Origin of the sequence: Halomonas campaniensis (assembly GCF_002211105.1) — a bacterium.
GTDB lineage: Bacteria > Pseudomonadota > Gammaproteobacteria > Pseudomonadales > Halomonadaceae > Vreelandella > Vreelandella campaniensis_A.
Genome location: NZ_JPUA01000037.1, coordinates 231,873 through 248,785 on the forward strand (window position 1 = coordinate 231,873; position 16,913 = coordinate 248,785).

The 16,913-nt window shown below is 56.1% G+C and carries 17 protein-coding genes; 15 read left to right on the forward strand and 2 right to left on the reverse strand.

Features of this window, described 5'->3' with window-relative positions:
* Nucleotides 1-15 precede the first annotated feature (15 nt).
* Nucleotides 16-450, reverse strand: a complete 435-nt coding sequence (locus tag JI62_RS18450; protein WP_088701571.1) for an acyl-CoA thioesterase — start codon at nucleotides 448-450, stop codon at nucleotides 16-18.
* Between the two features lie 141 nt (nucleotides 451-591).
* Here JI62_RS18450 and JI62_RS18455 point away from each other — a divergent pair, with 141 nt between their 5' ends.
* The 12 genes from JI62_RS18455 (at nucleotide 592) to nth (ending at nucleotide 12,963) form a co-directional block, all read left to right on the forward strand.
* Nucleotides 592-1,521, forward strand: coding sequence for a recombination-associated protein RdgC (locus JI62_RS18455; RefSeq protein WP_088701572.1), 930 nt, complete (start codon nucleotides 592-594; stop codon nucleotides 1,519-1,521).
* Between the two features lie 67 nt (nucleotides 1,522-1,588).
* On the forward strand, nucleotides 1,589-2,770 hold the full coding sequence (locus JI62_RS18460; protein WP_088701573.1) for a 1-acyl-sn-glycerol-3-phosphate acyltransferase: 1,182 nt from the start codon (nucleotides 1,589-1,591) through the stop codon (nucleotides 2,768-2,770).
* A gap of 142 nt (nucleotides 2,771-2,912) precedes the next feature.
* A complete protein-coding gene (locus tag JI62_RS18465) occupies nucleotides 2,913-3,194 on the forward strand; it encodes a hypothetical protein (protein WP_088701574.1) in 282 nt (93 codons plus the stop codon).
* 103 nt (nucleotides 3,195-3,297) lie between these two features.
* Nucleotides 3,298-5,334, forward strand: a complete 2,037-nt coding sequence (gene metG, locus JI62_RS18470) for a methionine--tRNA ligase (protein ID WP_088701753.1) — start codon at nucleotides 3,298-3,300, stop codon at nucleotides 5,332-5,334.
* A 102-nt stretch (nucleotides 5,335-5,436) separates the two neighbouring features.
* The gene (locus tag JI62_RS18475; RefSeq protein ID WP_088701575.1) at nucleotides 5,437-7,035 is read left to right on the forward strand and encodes a sensor domain-containing diguanylate cyclase; all 1,599 of its coding nucleotides are present in this window, start codon (nucleotides 5,437-5,439) and stop codon (nucleotides 7,033-7,035) included.
* Nucleotides 7,032-7,613, forward strand: a complete 582-nt coding sequence (gene rsxA, locus JI62_RS18480; protein ID WP_007114112.1) for an electron transport complex subunit RsxA — start codon at nucleotides 7,032-7,034, stop codon at nucleotides 7,611-7,613. Before JI62_RS18475 ends, rsxA begins: the two co-directional genes overlap by 4 nt.
* A 12-nt stretch (nucleotides 7,614-7,625) precedes the next feature.
* Nucleotides 7,626-8,222, forward strand: a complete 597-nt coding sequence (gene rsxB, locus JI62_RS18485; protein ID WP_088701576.1) for an electron transport complex subunit RsxB — start codon at nucleotides 7,626-7,628, stop codon at nucleotides 8,220-8,222.
* Entirely contained in the window at nucleotides 8,222-9,877 is a 1,656-nt protein-coding gene (gene rsxC, locus JI62_RS18490) for an electron transport complex subunit RsxC (RefSeq protein ID WP_088701577.1), read from the forward strand. The genes rsxB and rsxC overlap by 1 nt, the downstream gene beginning before the upstream one ends.
* Nucleotides 9,874-10,929: an RnfABCDGE type electron transport complex subunit D gene (locus JI62_RS18495; protein WP_088701578.1), complete on the forward strand. Its 1,056-nt coding sequence runs from the start codon at nucleotides 9,874-9,876 to the stop codon at nucleotides 10,927-10,929. The genes rsxC and JI62_RS18495 overlap by 4 nt, the downstream gene beginning before the upstream one ends.
* Nucleotides 10,926-11,582 (forward strand): electron transport complex subunit RsxG, encoded by a 657-nt coding sequence (gene rsxG / locus JI62_RS18500; protein WP_088701579.1) that lies wholly within the window; start codon nucleotides 10,926-10,928, stop codon nucleotides 11,580-11,582. The genes JI62_RS18495 and rsxG overlap by 4 nt, the downstream gene beginning before the upstream one ends.
* The gene (locus JI62_RS18505; RefSeq protein WP_088701580.1) at nucleotides 11,579-12,280 is read left to right on the forward strand and encodes an electron transport complex subunit E; all 702 of its coding nucleotides are present in this window, start codon (nucleotides 11,579-11,581) and stop codon (nucleotides 12,278-12,280) included. The genes rsxG and JI62_RS18505 overlap by 4 nt, the downstream gene beginning before the upstream one ends.
* Before the next feature lie 44 nt (nucleotides 12,281-12,324).
* Nucleotides 12,325-12,963: an endonuclease III gene (nth, locus tag JI62_RS18510; RefSeq protein WP_088701581.1), complete on the forward strand. Its 639-nt coding sequence runs from the start codon at nucleotides 12,325-12,327 to the stop codon at nucleotides 12,961-12,963.
* A gap of 22 nt (nucleotides 12,964-12,985) precedes the next feature.
* Here the strand turns inward: nth and JI62_RS18515 are convergent, their stop codons facing one another.
* Nucleotides 12,986-14,059 carry a tRNA-queuosine alpha-mannosyltransferase domain-containing protein gene (locus tag JI62_RS18515; RefSeq protein WP_088701582.1) on the reverse strand — a complete coding sequence of 358 codons (1,074 nt, stop codon included), beginning with the start codon at nucleotides 14,057-14,059 and terminating at the stop codon, nucleotides 12,986-12,988.
* 213 nt (nucleotides 14,060-14,272) lie between these two features.
* Here JI62_RS18515 and JI62_RS18520 point away from each other — a divergent pair, with 213 nt between their 5' ends.
* Genes JI62_RS18520 through JI62_RS18530 form a run of 3 tightly spaced genes read left to right on the forward strand, consistent with a single transcriptional unit; the run spans nucleotide 14,273 to nucleotide 16,913 of the window.
* Nucleotides 14,273-14,647, forward strand: coding sequence for a response regulator transcription factor (locus JI62_RS18520; protein ID WP_088701583.1), 375 nt, complete (start codon nucleotides 14,273-14,275; stop codon nucleotides 14,645-14,647).
* Nucleotides 14,644-16,704, forward strand: coding sequence for a 3'-5' exonuclease (locus tag JI62_RS18525; protein ID WP_088701584.1), 2,061 nt, complete (start codon nucleotides 14,644-14,646; stop codon nucleotides 16,702-16,704). Before JI62_RS18520 ends, JI62_RS18525 begins: the two co-directional genes overlap by 4 nt.
* Nucleotides 16,704-16,913, forward strand: coding sequence for a hypothetical protein (locus JI62_RS18530; RefSeq protein ID WP_088701585.1), 210 nt, complete (start codon nucleotides 16,704-16,706; stop codon nucleotides 16,911-16,913). The genes JI62_RS18525 and JI62_RS18530 overlap by 1 nt, the downstream gene beginning before the upstream one ends.

Consider the following 16,913-nt stretch of genomic DNA (forward strand, 5'->3'; position numbering starts at 1 on the left):
GCTCACCAAAGCCGTTTAGGCGCTAAATGCCTCTTTTGGCAAGGTTAACGCGACTAACGCCTCACGCACTTCTGCTTCGATGGCAGCGGCCTTGTTGGCGCGCATATCAAGCAGCACGAAGGTTAAGTCTGCACGGGCAATAACGGTGCCATCTTTACGCACAATACGGTGGTGACACACGCCACTGCGTTCACCTATCTCAACAATCCCGGTCATAATTTCCAGGTCGTCGCCGTGCACTGCTGCCGCCAAATAATCGATATTCAAATTGACGACGACGAATGCCCGCCCGGCTTGGTGGAGCTCTTTGATCATCTCTGGATGCTGGTCAAAGAAATCCCAGCGCCCCTCCTCCATAAACTCAAGATAGCGGGCGTTATTCACATGCCCATAGCCATCCAGGTGATAGCCTCGAACGCGCAGATGAACCCGTGACAGCGATGTACTCATAGCGACTCCTCTATAATGATTGGCAATAGCTCAATCAAACATAAGTTTGAAACACGTGCAACAGAGACGATTGGCGGTAGCCGCTGGTAGGAATGCCCCGCTTTCGCCATAATGTGCCACCTTTTAAACAGGATTGGCTCCATGTGGTTTAAGCACTTGCATTTATACCGCCTGCACGACGCACCGGAATTATCCAGTGATGCGCTGGCTAGCGCCTTAGAAGAGCACTCCGCTAAACCACTCGGCAACGCCGATGCGCGTCGCCTTGGCTGGACAGCACCAGCCGGACGCTTGGGCGCAGGCCAGCTTGTGCACGAAGTCCAAGGGCACCGGCTGCTTTCCGCCCTGCGCCAAGAGCGCCTACTGCCCGCGTCGGTTGTAAAGGAAGAAGTTGACGAACAGGTGGCGGATATTGAGGCCAGCGAAGGCCGCAAAGTGACCCGCAAAGAGAAGACCGCACTCAAAGAGCAGGTCACCGAGAATTTACTGCCCCGCGCCTTTGTGCGTAGTCAGAAGATTGATCTGTGGTGGGACACCCGCGGCCAGATGATCGGCATCAATGCCAGCTCGCGCACCCGTGCCGAAGACATTCTGGATCTACTGCGTGAAACCCTGGGCAGCTTAAAAGTCACCCCGCTGAGTTCACAGACGCTGCCTATTCGCGCCATGACGACCTGGCTGGGTGACGCAGCCAGTCGACCAGCCGATCTTCAGCTGGGTGATCAAGTGGAACTCAAAGCCAAAGGTGATGACGGCGTGCTGCGTGCTCGCCAGGTCGATCTAGACAGCGATGAAATTCAGCAACTGCTGGAGAGCGGCCGCCAAGCCAGTAAACTCGCCATTAGCCTGGAAGGCCGGTTAAGCTTTGTGTTACACGATGATTTGGCGCTGAAATCGTTACGCTTTGGCGATGCCTTGATTGAGGAAGCCGATCACGCTGACGACGGTGACGATGCCCTCGCCCGCCTGGAAACAGACTTTATTTTAATGGCGCAGGCGCTATCCACCGATATTCCCCGCTTGATAGAGTGGCTCGGCGGCGAGACGCAGCGGGAACCCGCGGCTCAATAAGTGGTTCTATAGACCTTCGCCTCGATATTATTAATCGATATTTATTATTTACCATCCAACGGTTCGCATGACTCAACACAATAACGCTACCAACGTCTCTACCGAGACAGACCCGTGGGCCGATATTCGGCCCTTTATGGATCATGAAGTGGCCGACGTGCTTGCCAGGCTCTCACGGGACAACGAACTGCTTGATGCGCTAACCCGCTTTCGGCTGCCGCGCATGGCACGCTGGGCGCCGTCACTAGCGCGTCTGTTTGCTAGCCGTGCCGTGCGGCGTGAAGTTAAGGATGTCTCAACGGTTTACGAATTCCAAATGCGCATTGCCCACTACATGGAGCGCATGATTCGCACCACCACGGATGCGTTTGAGGTCACCGGCCTCGACAAACTTGACGCCAATGGCGCTTATCTCTTTATTGGCAATCACCGCGATATCTCCCTAGATCCCGCGTTCGTTAACTATGCGCTGTATCAGGCAAACCGTGACACCGTGCGTATCGCTATCGGTGATAATCTGCTTAAAAAGCCCTATGTCACCGACCTGATGCGACTTAATAAAAGCTTTATCGTGCCACGCAGCGCCCGAGGCAAGCGGGCTATGCTGGCAGCTTACCAGCAACTTTCCGCCTATATTCGCCATACCATTACCGAAGACCAGCACTCAATCTGGATGGCACAGCGGGAAGGCCGGGCCAAGAACGGCATCGACCACACTGAGCCCGCCATCATCAAAATGTTGATCATGGCCAGACGAGCCGCAGAGCGGGACATGGTCTTTGGCGAAGCTATCGCGGAACTGAAATTGGTACCGGTATCGATTAGCTATGAATATGACCCCTGCGATGTACAAAAAGCCCAGGAGCTACACGATATCGATACCCAGGGCAGCTACGCCAAAAGTGAGTTTGAGGATATTCGCTCCATTGTCGCGGGCATTACCGGTTCCAAAGGGCGCGTGCGGCTGCATTTTGGCACGCCGGTAGGTTCTGATATGGCCACGCCCGACGAAGTGGCGGCTGAGATTGATCGTCAGGTGATCGGCGGCTATCGCCTCTTCCCCAGCCACTATTTAGCCCTGGAGGCATTGGGTGAAGCACCCGAACTGGTGGCTCGTAAAGCGATCACTCGGCAAGACCGTGAACGCTTTAAGGCTCGGCTTGCCGACGTACCCGAACCTCTGCGCCCCTATTGGCTTGCCCAGTACGCGAACCCTGTTAAACACAAAGCCGGTCGACTGACGCTCTAAGTCAGCGCTTTAAGCTGATCCCATTTAAGCGGTCATTTTAATATCAGGCAACTCATGCCCGTCGGCGGAAAAAATGCTATGGTCAACGCATTGATTGGTTTCGCTTGGCGCTGTCGTCGTTCGCGATCCTAAGGAGACTTCCATGTCCGGTTCAGAAATCCAGAAAACACGTGTCATCAATGAGCTACGTGGTTTTATTCGCAAACTACTGCAAGACCCAAAGATTCTTGAGCAGTCTCTTGTGATTGCAAGAGAGCAGTTGGCCGAAGGCAATAGCCCAGCGGCAATGGCGCGGATTGCCAACGAAATTTCCGACACCACCAGCGTCCATATACCGGAAGATCCGGCCGAGCACTCCGAGGCTGATAAACTCTTTTTAGAACTGCTGCGTGAAGTGGTTCAGGAAGAGCAGGCCTTGTATTAACCGTTGCTAAGGAAAAGCCAGCGGCGAAGCCTTAAGTGACTTCGCCGTGTTTTTTAGTTACCGCCTGACCGGCACCCCTATTCACTCGGAATTAACCTTCACCATGTCTACTACCGCCACGCGCAACATTTTGGTGACTAGCGCGCTCCCCTACGCCAACGGAGCCATTCACCTCGGTCACTTACTTGAGTATATCCAGACTGATATCTGGGTGCGTTTCCAGAAAAGCCGTGGCCAACAGTGCTACTACGTGTGTGCCGATGACGCCCATGGCACCGCCATTATGCTGCGGGCCGAGCAGGAAGGGATTACCTCTGAAGCGCTGATTGAGCGGGTTTCCAACGACCACCAAACAGACTTTGCCCGCTTTGGCGTTGGATTCGACAATTACCACTCCACTCACTCGACTGAAAACCGCCACTTCAGCGAAATGATTTATAAGCGGTTGCGGGATAAAGGCCATATTGCCACTCGTGATATCGAGCAGATGTTTGACCCCCAGAAAGGCCTATTTCTGGCTGACCGTTTTATCAAAGGCACCTGCCCTAAATGTGGTGCTGAAGACCAGTATGGCGACAACTGCGAAAAGTGCGGCGCGACCTATACCCCCGCCGACTTGGTTAACCCTGTTTCGGCCATTTCAGGCGCCACGCCCGAAGTACGCACCTCGACCCACTACTTCTTTAAGCTGCCCGACTTTGCCGACTTCCTGCAGGGCTGGATTGACGATGGTCATGTGCAGCCGCAAATTCGCAATAAGCTAATGGAGTGGTTTGAGTCCGGCTTTAACGAGTGGGATATCTCCCGCGACGCCCCCTACTTTGGCTTCGAAATCCCCGACGCCCCAGGCAAATACTTCTATGTCTGGCTGGACGCCCCCATCGGCTACCTGGCCAGCTTTAAGAACCTGTGTGACCGCGAAGGCATCGACTTCGATAGCTTCTGGGACAAAGGCTCCGATGCCGAGGTGTATCACTTTATTGGCAAGGATATCGTCTATTTTCATGCGCTCTTCTGGCCCGCCATGCTGCATGGCGCTGACCTGCGTACCCCCACCGCGGTCAACTGCCACGGTTTCCTGACGGTAGACGGCGCCAAGATGTCGAAATCCCGCGGCACCTTTATTAAAGCCGCCACCTACGCCGACTATCTAAATCCGGAGTACCTGCGCTACTACTTTGCCGCCAAACTCACTTCCAAAGTGGATGACCTGGATCTGAACCTGGAAGATTTTGCTGCACGGGTAAACTCAGACCTGGTCGGCAAAGTGGTCAACATTGCCAGCCGCTGCGCCGGCTTTGTTAAAAAACTCGGCAGTGGGCGCCTCTCAAGCCACTGCGCTGAGCCACAGATGGTCGCCCGCTTTATTGCCGCCGGTGACGATATCGCCGAAGACTTCGAAGCTCGCGAATTTAGCAGGGCCATGCGCAAAATTATGGAACTGGCGGACGAAGCCAATACTTATATTGCTGACAAAGAGCCCTGGGCACTGGCTAAGCAGGATGGCCGCGATGCTGAAGTCTTAGACATATGCTCGGTGGGTATTAACCTGTTCCGCCAGTTGATGGTCTATTTGGCGCCTGTGGTTCCCGCCATGGCTGAAGAGGCCCGCGAATTTCTTAACGTTGCATCGCTGGATTGGCATACGCGCCAAAGCGTACTCACCGACCATTCGATCAACAAATTCAAACCGCTGATGACCCGCGTTGAACGCGACAAAATCGATGCCATGATTGAAGCGTCGAAGGAAGATCTCGTGGAAGAGCAAAAATTGAAGGAAGTCCCCAAAGGCCCACTGGTGGAAGACCCCATTGCTGAAGAGATCGACTTTGCCGCCTTTGCCAAAGTCGACCTGCGCATTGCGCGCATCGCCAAAGCAGAATATGTCGAAGGCGCCGACAAGTTGTTGCAATTGACCCTCGACCTGGGTGGCGAAACCCGCAACGTCTTCTCCGGCATTCGCTCGGCCTACGCACCGGAAGCATTAGAAGGTCGCTTAACGGTTATGGTCGCCAACCTGGCACCGCGCAAAATGCGCTTTGGCGTATCGGAAGGCATGGTGTTAGCCTCCGCCAATGAAGAAGGCATTTATTTGCTTTCCCCAGACACGGGTGCAGAACCGGGTCAACGGGTAACGTAATTAGCATATTCCGCTAATGAGGGGGCAGAGGCTAACCGTCTTTGCCCCTTTTGTTTTTTTATTTTTGGTAACCCTTTTTCTCGCTTTGCTCAGGCACACCTTATGGTTCAACACTACTCCCGATCTTTGCGCTTTCGCTTTCTAGCCGCCTTGGGTGGCGTTTTGCTCATCGCGCTTATGTCCTTAGTGGTATTGAGCAGGTGGGTAATATTCCCGGCACTGCATAAAGAAGAGCGCGCGGTAGTCACACAAGAGTTGAAGAAGATTGAACGCGCTTTGCAGATCAGCCAACAAAACTTATTGGCCCAAGCGCGAGATTGGGCAATTTGGGACGATACTTACGAATTCGTCCAAGGTAACTACCCTGGCTATACCGATACCAATTTTAGCCAGCAAATGTTTGAGGAGATGGGCTACCAGTTAATGGCCTTTTTCAACGCAGAAGGCGGTGTGCATTTTTTAGCCGGCATCAATCCCGCTACCGGTCGATACCACACCTGCTACAGTACAGAGCGTGAATGCCGTTGGATGGCTGGTTTGGTTCGCACTATGCAGGCTTCCATTAAAGAAGATCCCGAACAGGGGAAAAGCGAACTGTATGCGGGTTCACCACCGCTAATAGTGGCCTCCAATCCTATTTTTCGTACCGATGAAAGCGGCCCACTCCAGGGCTGGCTGTTTCAAGTGCGTCCCATGGACAATGCGTGGCTTGCATTAATTGAGGATTATACTGGGCTAGAAACGACGCTATCGGTGGTTAATAGCAGTGATAGTAACGATATTGCTATTACCATCAGTGGCAACACCATTTTTGCCCAGCGTTACTTATCTACCTACCCACTCAACGAGCAGCTAGCGTTGGAAACTCAGCTTAATCGCACCAGTTACTTGGCCAGCTTAGAGACCTTTCGCTACGTCCTGCTATGGACAGCCTGCTTGATGCTATTGGTTATAGTCCTTGTACTGCTGCTATTAGAGCGCATTATCCTAAAGCCCCTCAAAATCTTAACCCGTTTCACCCAGCAAGCCAGTGATGACCTTGAAGGGGCGCACAGCTTGTTGCGGCGTGGTGATGAAATAGGCATACTCGCCCGCGCTTTTCAAAAGCAGTTTAAGCGCCAACAGCAGCTTAACGCCGAGCTAATTGAGCTTTCTACCCATGACCCTCTGACCGGCTTACCCAACCGACGCCTATTCGATCAGCGCTTGCAAGAGGTGGTCAATATTGCCCTAGCCTCTGGTCAGCCACTCACTGTCATGATGATCGATATTGACCATTTCAAACTGTTTAACGATCATTATGGGCACCCTGAAGGTGATGTATGTTTGCAGCGGGTAGCTCAGGCAATGCATAACGTCGCCTCGGCCCACGGTTTTTTTATAGCGCGCACAGGTGGCGAAGAATTTAGCGCCATGCTACCCGCCACTTCCGCCACCCAGGCAGTGGAGAAAAGCCAAGCGCTTAGCCATGCCATCGACCAATTACAGCACCCTCATCAGGTGTCACCCGTGGCTTCATATGTCACCGTTAGCATTGGCATTAGCCAGTTGGACATAGAGGGCGCCATGACCCCCAGCGGATTAATGACGACCGCCGACCAAGCGCTCTATGCTGCCAAGGCAGCAGGACGACACTGCGTCAAGGTCTATACGCCTTCACTAGCCAACGCCGTCTTTTCTTCGCACAATACGCCGCCATGAGTGAGCTATTTATCATTTTGATCAGCACGGCGCTGGTCAACAACTTCGTACTGGTTCAGTTTTTAGGCCTGTGCCCCTTTATGGGCGTCTCCAATAAACTGGAGTCGGCCATGGGGATGTCCCTGGCCACCACCTTTGTACTGACCCTAGCGTCAGCCGCTAGCTTTGTGGTTTATCACGGTTTGCTTGTACCGCTGGACGTCACTTATCTGCGCACCATCAGCTTTATCGTGGTGATCGCCGCCGTGGTGCAGTTTACTGAAATCATGGTGCGCCAGCTGAGTCCGTTGCTGCACCAGGTGCTGGGCATTTTCCTGCCGCTGATCACCACCAACTGCGCGGTATTGGGGGTAGCCCTGCTGTCGTTGAACCGTGAATTAAGCTTTTTCCACACCACCCTTTATGGGTTGGGCGCAGCACTGGGCTTCTCGCTTATTTTGGTTCTGTTTGCCGCCATGCGCGAACGTTTAGCGGGGGCGGATATTCCCAAACCCTTCCAAGGCGCGGCGATAGCGATGGTCACCGCTAGCCTTATGTCATTAGCATTTTTAGGTTTTTCAGGGTTGGTGCAGGGATGAAGGCAGCGCACGATGAATAGCAGCATTGATCTCATTGGCGTCCTCAGCGCCGTCGCGGTATTAACCGGCTTGGGTATCGGTTTTGGTGCCCTACTAGGCGTGGTGAGCGAGCGCTTTAAGCGCGAAGATAACCCACTCGTTGAGCAAATTGATGCACTACTGCCGCAAACCCAGTGCGGCCAGTGCGGCTACCCGGGCTGTCGCCCTTACGCCGAAGCGATTAACCAGGGCGACGCGTTGAATAAATGCCCCCCGGGTGGTGAAGCGACCATTCACGCCCTGGCGGATCTCTTAGGCCGTGAAGCCGAGCCCCTCGATGGTGAAGCCCAGAGTGAGACCAAGGTGGCCTTTATTCGCGAAGCGGAGTGCATTGGCTGCACGAAATGTATTCAAGCCTGCCCGGTCGACGCGATTATTGGCGCCGCTAAACTGATGCACACCGTGATTGAAGACGAGTGCACCGGCTGTGATCTGTGTCTTGATCCCTGCCCGGTGGACTGTATCGATATGCTGCCACGCTCCGCCCCGCTCACCCAGTGGCAGCCGGTAGTGGCGCGCGCATCAAACATGATTGCCAGCGACCGCCAACCCGCTTCGGGGGTGGCTTGATGGCGAGCGCCTTTGACTTCCCGGGAGGCATTTATCCCCCCGAACGCAAACAGCGTTCCAACCAATCCGCGCTTATTGAAGCGCCACTGCCCAGCCGGGTCACTCTCCCCCTGCAGCAGCACAGCGGTCAGCCCGCTAGGCCCTGTGTGTCAGCGGGAGATGCGGTAAATGTAGGCAGCGTCATTGCCAAACGTGAAGGTATGATCTCAAGCGCCCTGCACGCCAGCATTAGCGGCACGGTAAGCGAGGTTAGCGCTACCCAAATCACCATTCAGGGCGATGGCCAGGATACGTGGCAGCGGCTGCCCAGCCTGGACTGGCGCGTTGCGGATACCGCGGCTGTGCTGGAGCGTTTGAATGAGAGCGGGATTGTCGGCTTGGGCGGAGCTGGGTTTCCTACCCATATTAAAGCGCGGGTGGTCGAGCAGCATGCGATTCACACCTTGGTGATTAACGCCGCCGAGTGTGAGCCCTATATTACCGTCGACGATCTCACTCTACGCCACAGCGCTAACGAGGTGCTTGAAGGCGCGCAGATCATCGCCAAACTGTGTGGCGTACAGCAGATCGTTATTGGCATCGAGGATAACAAACCCGAGGCCATTACAGCACTGCAGCATGCCCTGCCTGATAGCCAACCCGTGCCGGTTGAGCTATCCGTCATTTCTACCCGCTACCCTAGCGGCGGCGAGCGTCAGCTAATTAAAAAACTATTAGACATTAACGTACCCAGTGGCGAGCTGCCCGCGGATGTGGGCGTGCTGTGCCATAACCCAGGCACGCTACTGGCGATACTACACGCAGTGCGCGATGGTCAGCCGCTAGTTTCCCGAATTGTCACTCTGACAGGAGAGTCAATCAACCAGCCCGGCAATCGCTGGGTACGCCTGGGCACCTCCGTTAGAGAGCTGCTGGAGCAGGCAGGCCTGAATATCGCCGAGTTACATCAAGTGATTCAGGGTGGCCCCATGATGGGCACCCCGCTACCCACGCTGGATACGCCGGTTACCAAGCTGACTAACTGCTTAATCGCAGCAACGCGCGAAGAATTTCCGCCTGCTCCAGCGGAATCGCCCTGCATCCGCTGCGGTGAGTGCGAAAGCGTTTGCCCGGTGGCACTGCTTCCCCAACAGCTGCACTGGTACGCCCGCGCTCAGGAAGACACCAAGCTGGAGCGGTATCACCTGTTTGACTGCATTGAGTGCGGCGCCTGCAGCTACGTCTGCCCCAGCCATATTCCGCTGGTAGTGGATTACCGCGAAGCTAAAAGCCGGATACGCCTGCAGCGGATAGAGGCCGCGAAAGCAGAGCACGCTAAACACCGTTTCGAACATCGCCAAGCTCGGCTCGCCCGTGAAGAAGCAGAGAAACAGGCACGCAGACAAGCCCGTCAGGCGCAGCAACGCCGCCCTGCTAACATAGCCGCCCCCAGCAGTGAAAAAGTCGACCTGCGTGGCCTACGGATTGCCCATGCCGCCGCGAAAGCATCGGTCAAAAAGGCTGAGAAGACCCTGGCGCGCGTCGCCCAGGAAGACCCCAAGCAGTCGCTGGATGATTTGGAAATGCAGCTTGCCACGGCACAAGAGAACTTAAAGGCGGCTGAGTTGCAGCTTGCCCAGGCACGTGAACAGCACTCCAGCGAGGAGTCACCATGAGCATGATGCACGCCTCAACTGTTAAGGATGCTGCGGCAACCTCTCTACCGCCAACGGCGAACTTAATGCGCTGGGTGATGGCAGCAACCCTGCCGGGCATCGCCACCATGAGCTACTTCTTTGGGCTTGGCGTTATCAGCAATGTAGTGCTCGCCGCCGCTTTTGGCATTGCGCTTGAAGCCGCCGTGCTGCGTCTACGCATGCGCCCTATTCGTATCGCGCTGAATGACTCAAGCGCCCTGCTCACCGGCGTTTTGCTGGGTGCATCACTGCCACCCGCTAGCCCCTGGTGGCTGATCGGTGTGGGTATGGTCGCCGCGATTGTGGTCGCCAAACAGCTATACGGCGGCTTGGGGCATAACCCCTTTAACCCCGCCATGGTGGGCTATGCGCTGCTGTTGGTCTCCTTTCCTACCTACATGACGCTCTGGGCACCGCCCCAGGAATTGCTACCCAACGGCTTATGGGCGCAAATCGCTGGAACGCTGCCCACCGCCCAATTGGATAGTTTGAGCGGCGCAACGCCTCTTGATGCCTTTAAGCACAAAGGCGAGGCGGTGCTTGCCAGCGAGTTCTGGGCGACCAATCCACTACCGGATGGAACCTTAAATGCCTGGCGATGGGTAGCGCTTGCTTGGCTAGCGGGTGGTGTGGTGTTGTTAGCGAAGCGGATTATTAGTTGGCATATACCGATCACCATGCTTGGCAGCCTACTACTACTGACCACGCTGTTTCACCTCAGCGACCCCAGCCACTTTGCCTCGCCGCTGTTCCACCTGCTCACCGGGGCAACACTATTCGGTGCCTTCTTTATCGCCACCGATCCGGTTTCCGCCGCCACCAGTCGGCGTGGCAAACTCATCTATGGCGCGGGCATTGGCGCGCTGGTGGTCATTATCCGTACCTTTGGCGGTTACCCCGATGCAGTGGCGTTTGCGGTACTGTTAATGAACCTCTGCGTCCCCCTGCTTGACCTATATAGCGTACCGCGCACCACTGGTCAGCCTAAAGCCGCTCCAGGAACGCCAAGAGAGCCAGGAGAGCGGCCATGACTCTCTTCCAGGCCATGCAGCGGGGTGCCTTTGCGCTGGGCACCTTTGCCCTGGTCACCGCAGGCAGCGTCGCGCTTACCCGCGCGCTAACCGCCGAACGTATAGAAACGCATCAATTGGCTTACCAGCACCGTCAGCTTCAAGCCGTGTTGCCCCAAACGCTGGCGAATACGCCCGTTACCCAAGTGCTGGAAAGCACCTTTACGATCCCCAATCCAGAAGCACTAGGACTTCAGAGCGATAGCCAAGGCTGGTGGGTGAGCGGTCAAGACAGTAACGAGAAAGAGAGCAAAAGCAGCGCGGTGATTTTGCCAGTGGTCACCCGCCAGGGATATAACGGTGAAATTCACTTGTTAATAGGCATCGACCAGCAGCAGCGTATTAGCGGCGTGCGGGTTACCCAGCACCAGGAAACGCCTGGGCTAGGCGATGACATCGAGCGCAGCCGCAGCGACTGGATCACCGAGTTTAATGGATTAAGCTTAGATAGCTTGCCGTCAGAAGGCTGGGCGGTAGCTAAAGATGGCGGTCACTTTGATGCGTTTACCGGTGCGACGATTACGCCCAGGGCCGTGGTCAACGCTGTCCATAAAGCGCTTCAGTACGCAGCCGATACACCGCTACCGATCACCTTTGAGGAGCCCACACCATGAGCCAGTGGCGCGAACTCGCCCGAAGTGGCCTTTGGTCGAATAACCCCGCACTGGTTCAATTGCTGGGGCTCTGCCCGCTGCTGGCCGTCAGCGGCAGCGTGGTCAATGCACTAGGCTTAGCCATCGCCACGCTGCTTGTGATGGTCGGCGCCAGCACTGCGATTTCACTGATACGCCACCAGGTGCCCAACGCGGTGCGATTGCCCGCTTTTGTAATGGTGATTGCCGCCTTTGTTACCTGCGCCGAGCTGGTGATGGCCGCCTATGCCTACCCGCTCTACCAGGTATTGGGGATTTTTATTCCGCTGATCGTTACCAACTGCGCCATTCTGGGTCGCGCCGACGCCTTTGCCTCCCGCCAACCGGTACTCCCCGCGGCTATCGATGGCTTGATGATGGGCCTCGGTTTTGGTGCTGTGCTGGTGCTGCTTGGCGCACTACGCGAGTTGCTCGGCCAAGGCACGCTATTCAGCGGTATGGCGCTACTGTTTGGGCCTAGCGCGGCCAATTGGCAGTTGACCCTTGCCGACGACTACCAGTTTCTGTTTTTTGTGCTGCCGCCGGGGGCGTTCTTTGTGGCGGGTATGTTAATCGCCCTGAAAAATGTCATCGACCAACGTAGCGCTGCCCGTGCCCGACCAGCGGCAGCCACGCCGCGCGTAGATCGCCGCGTGCGGGTCACCGGCACGATTAAGTAAATGGCACACGTAAACAATCGCTTGTATCCATAAAGAGACCCGCCATGAATGCCCAAAAGCGTCATGAAATTTTTACTCGCCTACAGGCAGAGAACCCGCACCCCACCACCGAGCTTAATTGGAACACGCCCTTTGAGCTACTGGCTGCCGTGCTGCTTTCTGCTCAAGCTACCGATGTGGGGGTAAATAAAGCCACGGCGAGGCTCTACCCGGTCGCTAACACCCCCCAAGCGATCATTGATTTAGGTATCGATGAGCTTAAAACGCACGTCAAAACCATCGGCTTGTATAACACCAAAGCCGAAAACCTAATGAAAACCTGCCATATCCTGGTCAACCAGCACGGCGGCGAAGTGCCCAATACCCGCGAAGCCTTGGAGGCCCTGCCTGGCGTTGGCCGTAAAACCGCCAATGTGATTCTCAATACCGCCTTTGGTCAACCCACCATGGCGGTGGATACGCATATTTTCCGGGTCTCCAACCGCACCGGCATTGCTAAAGGCAAAAATGTCGTTGAGGTGGAGCAAAAACTACTGCGCCATGTGCCAAAAGGATTTCTTCACGATGCTCACCATTGGTTGATTCTTCACGGCCGCTATACCTGCATCGCGCGCAAGCCTCGCTGCGGTAGCTGTATTATCGAGGATCTGTGCGAGTTTAAAGACAAAACTGAGATTGCTTAGCGGCTAACGAAAGCCCAGGCCCTCAAGCTGAATCCATCAGCAATTGTCGATAAGCCCTACGCCAGGCGGGCCACTCCCATGCGGAGGTATCGAGAGTTTCTGGACGGCTAGCCGGATCGGTAAGCCAAGCAGTGAGTCGGTCGTAAAGCCCTTGCCGCGTGCCGTCGTAGCGATAGGCGGGCGGATAAAGAGCGGGAAAGCAGAGCCGATCAGGCACCAGAGGCAGCGCCCCGCGCTGGGCCGCCTCCATAATCGCCAACCCCTGAAACTCATGCCAGGTAGTCGAGACCACAATGCCCGCGCTATCCAGCAACGCCCGATACGCCTCCTCCGGCTGCGGGCCCCACGCCACAATATGAGGGGCTAAGCGCTGCTCCGCCTCGGCAAAAATAGCGGGGGTTTGCCGGAAACGCTGGCCCAGTACTGCCAGCTCAAAGGCCGCCCCGGCATCGCTTAATGCAAACAGCACGGCAAAGAAGTCGTCGGGATTCTTGTCATACTCCCAGCGATGGTTCCAGACAATTCTGTGTGGCACTGTCTTGTGAACAGCCGCTTGCGGGAGACGTTCAGAGCTGTCAGCAATGGGCACAGGTAAAACCAGCGCCCGCCCACGCAGCTCCTCCAGCGGCTTAGCTACCGGGAGATTTTCCGGCATTTTTTTCAGAAAGGCCCGCGCACCATCAATAAGAGAGTCGCGGTTATAGGCGCTGTTAAACACCACTGAATCCGCCGCCAGCGCCGCATAGAGATTGACCATCTTGGCCTCTAACTGAGACACCTGATCGCTCGATTCCGGATAGGCAAACTGGTTTTCGTGAAAGTAGACGACCTTTTTTGCCCGGCCAAGATGCGGAAACAGTCCTACCAGGGTTGCCAGATCCACCATCGAGGTCGCTAACACCACATCAAATGACTGATTGAGAGTGTCATGCTCTTTTAACATCCAGCTCAGTGGGTTACCGCGAATACGCCAAGCAAAATGGCGTGGCGGCAGGCTCAACAGCGTCCACGAAAACTCATCGAGCTGAGCCATCAAACTGTGTGCCCAATAGCGATGGCTCACCGCTTCGTAGGCGGATAACAGGAGTACGCGCATTGACAGCCTTAGCAAGCAGATCAGTGGGAGGCCATCAAACCATGGCAAAGAGGCGAGCAGTGTAACAAAAACGCGTAGGAGAGCTCTTTTGTAATTGCGCTTTCGTCATTGCTCCATTCTCTTACCTGCATTCGGCCAAGGTCGTCTTGGCTGAGCGGCTAGATCTATCTAGACTCCAGGCAATGTTAAAACAAATACAAGCTGGAGAGCTCCATGGCTAAAGTGCTCGTTGTCGATGACGAACCCAACATTGTTTTATCGCTGGAATTCCTAATGGAACAAGCGGGGTTTGAGGTCGTCACCGCCGAAGATGGAGAACAGGCCCTGGCAAGTGTGAATGAGAGCCAGCCCGATCTACTGCTGCTTGATATTAGCTTGCCGGGGATAAGCGGTTTTGACGTGTTGGAGCGGCTGCGTAGCGAAGCGGCCACCGCCCAACTGCCAATTATCATGCTGACTGCTCACGGGCGTGATGTAGAGCGGGAAAAAGGCATGGCACTAGGCGCCGATGATTACATCACCAAGCCCTTCTCTACCCAGTCACTGGTGGAAAAAGTCAAAGCACTACTCAGTGAGGAGCAGCCATGACGCGAGGCGGGTTGCCCAAACGTCAGCGCCTGATTGGCCTCTGGCTGCTGCTCAGCGGCATCAGTTTGCTGGGCGGGGCCATTTTTGCCGCCTGGTTGGATGCCAAGCTTGCCCCCACCGGTGTAACCCGCATCGCCCTCTGGCTAGGCAGCTTCTCCGGTGGCGCAACGATTTTTTTAGTCGGTTTGGTGCTTGAGCGCATGCTGTTTACCCCACTGCGCCATTTACAGGTACAACTAGCACGCTTAGTCGCCACCCCCGATGCCCGGGACGAACACCCGCCCGAGGGATGGCTAAAAGGATTGGGGCCCGACCTGCGCCGGGTACGCGAAAGCTGGCGCGAGGATCGCAACCGTCTCGCCACCGCCCACGCAGACGGAGCACGCAGCGCGGCGCGTATTCGTCAGGAGCTGGAAACGCTGCTGCAAGTGCTCGAAACGCCACTGCTACTGTGTGACCACCACCGCCGTCTTATGCTGTTTAACCAGGCGGCAGAGGATTTTTTTGCGGGTAATACCGGCCTAGGGCTGGGCAAGCGCCTGGAGGCGCTGCTACCGGTGGCGAGCTTACAGCAGGTGCTCAGCCAACTGCCCCACGACGGCTCCCCGAGGGAGTTGTTGGCGCCCTGCGATAACCGCTGGCTCAAGGTAATCTTACGCCGCGTACCGGGTAGCGATGGCGAAACACTGCTGACCTTTAGCGACGCCACCGCCTCCTGGTCGAGTGAAATGGGCGTTAGAGCAGAACTGGCGGCCATGCTGACACCTCTGCGACAGCATACCGCCAGCCTAACCAGCGCCGCCGATGCTCTGATTCAACTGCGCGATCAAAATGATGCCAGCACGTCTGCTTTGCGCCAACGTTTTGAGCGGGTTATCCACGAAGAGGGCATAACCCTCGGCGACAACGTGGCCAAAATCGGCCAACTACTCGACGATATGCAGCACCAGGGCGAGCGCTTAACCCCCATGTGGTCAAACGACTTCTGGCAGGCATTGGATGAGCGCCTCGATCCAGAGCACCGCTTGATCACTCCGGTGGGTATGCCGGCCTGGTTTAAAGGCGACGCACCGGCGCTGATAGCGCTGTTCGACTCGCTGGTCAAACACCTCAATACCCACCTTCCTGACAACGGCTTTGAGGGTGAGATATGCCTGGGCAACAAGCGTGTCTACCTCGACCTTATTTGGCGCGGCAAAGCGATCCCCGAGCATGAGCTGGCTGAGTGGCGCCAGCAGCCGCTCACCTCGCTGCCGTTGACGCCCAGTGTCGCTGATGTAATGCGTCAACATGCCAGCGATATCTGGAGCCTTGCCGACGAGGATGGCGTTCATTCACGCCTGCGACTTCCCCTGCCCGCTATGGAGCGGGTCGGCGCCCCACGGGAGACCGCGCCGCCGCGTCCTGAATTCCATGATTTTGGCATTGCCGACCTGCCCCCGCCGGATGAAGCGCTGGCCAGCCGAACGCTGCGCAGCTTGGAAATAGTCGCCTTTGATACCGAAACCACCGGGCTTGAACTGCGCCGGGGCGATACCGTGATTAGCCTTGGCGCCTGCCGCGTGGTCAACGCGCGTTTATTGGCCAGCGAGGTTTTTGATCAAAAAGTGGATCCCCAGCGGCCGATCCCGCCTGCAAGCACTGCGATTCACGGCATTACCGATGCCGATGTGCTCGGTGCACCACCGCTGGACATTGTGCTTACCCGCTTTCGTGATTATGTCGGTGAAGCGGTACTGCTGGCCCATAACGCTGCCTTTGATTTGCTTGCCATCAGCCACAAAGGGGTCGCTTTTGATATCCCCATCATCGACACCCTGCTGATTTCACGGGCACTGGACGAAGCACTCGATGGACATGACCTGGATAGCCTTGCTCAGCGCTACGATCTGGCTTTTCCGCCGGGCACGCGCCACACTGCATTAGGCGATGCCCGCGTCACCGCCGAGCTATGGCTAGCCCTGCTGCCACGCCTGGAAGCCCGTGGGGTCGATACACTTGAGCAACTGCTGGCGCTGCAAGCCAACGCCTTTGACCGACAGGATGCCAGTGCCTAATGAGAACGTTCGCAATGAAATCCCGCCAAACAGAGCGTCTAGTCGCCCTGGTGGCGATTGCCCTGCTACTGTTCTGCCCGCCGCTGATTATCGTGGTCGATCGACTCCCCACCGTTAGTGTGGGCTGGCTGCCTCTCTATCTATTTATCGCCTGGGCCGTGGTAATCGGCTTAACCGCTTGGCTCATGGAACAGCGTGCAGGCCGCTAA

Excerpts from the sequence above, each read along its gene's own strand:
- JI62_RS18450 (WP_088701571.1), bottom strand. The coding sequence starts at position 450 with ATGAGTACATCGCTGTCACGGGTTCATCTGCGCGTTCGAGGCTATCAC.
- JI62_RS18455 (WP_088701572.1), top strand. The coding sequence starts at position 592 with ATGTGGTTTAAGCACTTGCATTTATACCGCCTGCACGACGCACCGGAA.
- JI62_RS18460 (WP_088701573.1), top strand. The coding sequence starts at position 1,589 with ATGACTCAACACAATAACGCTACCAACGTCTCTACCGAGACAGACCCG.
- JI62_RS18465 (WP_088701574.1), top strand. The coding sequence starts at position 2,913 with ATGTCCGGTTCAGAAATCCAGAAAACACGTGTCATCAATGAGCTACGT.
- metG (WP_088701753.1), top strand. The coding sequence starts at position 3,298 with ATGTCTACTACCGCCACGCGCAACATTTTGGTGACTAGCGCGCTCCCC.
- JI62_RS18475 (WP_088701575.1), top strand. The coding sequence starts at position 5,437 with ATGGTTCAACACTACTCCCGATCTTTGCGCTTTCGCTTTCTAGCCGCC.
- rsxA (WP_007114112.1), top strand. The coding sequence starts at position 7,032 with ATGAGTGAGCTATTTATCATTTTGATCAGCACGGCGCTGGTCAACAAC.
- rsxB (WP_088701576.1), top strand. The coding sequence starts at position 7,626 with ATGAATAGCAGCATTGATCTCATTGGCGTCCTCAGCGCCGTCGCGGTA.
- rsxC (WP_088701577.1), top strand. The coding sequence starts at position 8,222 with ATGGCGAGCGCCTTTGACTTCCCGGGAGGCATTTATCCCCCCGAACGC.
- JI62_RS18495 (WP_088701578.1), top strand. The coding sequence starts at position 9,874 with ATGAGCATGATGCACGCCTCAACTGTTAAGGATGCTGCGGCAACCTCT.
- rsxG (WP_088701579.1), top strand. The coding sequence starts at position 10,926 with ATGACTCTCTTCCAGGCCATGCAGCGGGGTGCCTTTGCGCTGGGCACC.
- JI62_RS18505 (WP_088701580.1), top strand. The coding sequence starts at position 11,579 with ATGAGCCAGTGGCGCGAACTCGCCCGAAGTGGCCTTTGGTCGAATAAC.
- nth (WP_088701581.1), top strand. The coding sequence starts at position 12,325 with ATGAATGCCCAAAAGCGTCATGAAATTTTTACTCGCCTACAGGCAGAG.
- JI62_RS18515 (WP_088701582.1), bottom strand. The coding sequence starts at position 14,059 with ATGCGCGTACTCCTGTTATCCGCCTACGAAGCGGTGAGCCATCGCTAT.
- JI62_RS18520 (WP_088701583.1), top strand. The coding sequence starts at position 14,273 with ATGGCTAAAGTGCTCGTTGTCGATGACGAACCCAACATTGTTTTATCG.
- JI62_RS18525 (WP_088701584.1), top strand. The coding sequence starts at position 14,644 with ATGACGCGAGGCGGGTTGCCCAAACGTCAGCGCCTGATTGGCCTCTGG.
- JI62_RS18530 (WP_088701585.1), top strand. The coding sequence starts at position 16,704 with ATGAGAACGTTCGCAATGAAATCCCGCCAAACAGAGCGTCTAGTCGCC.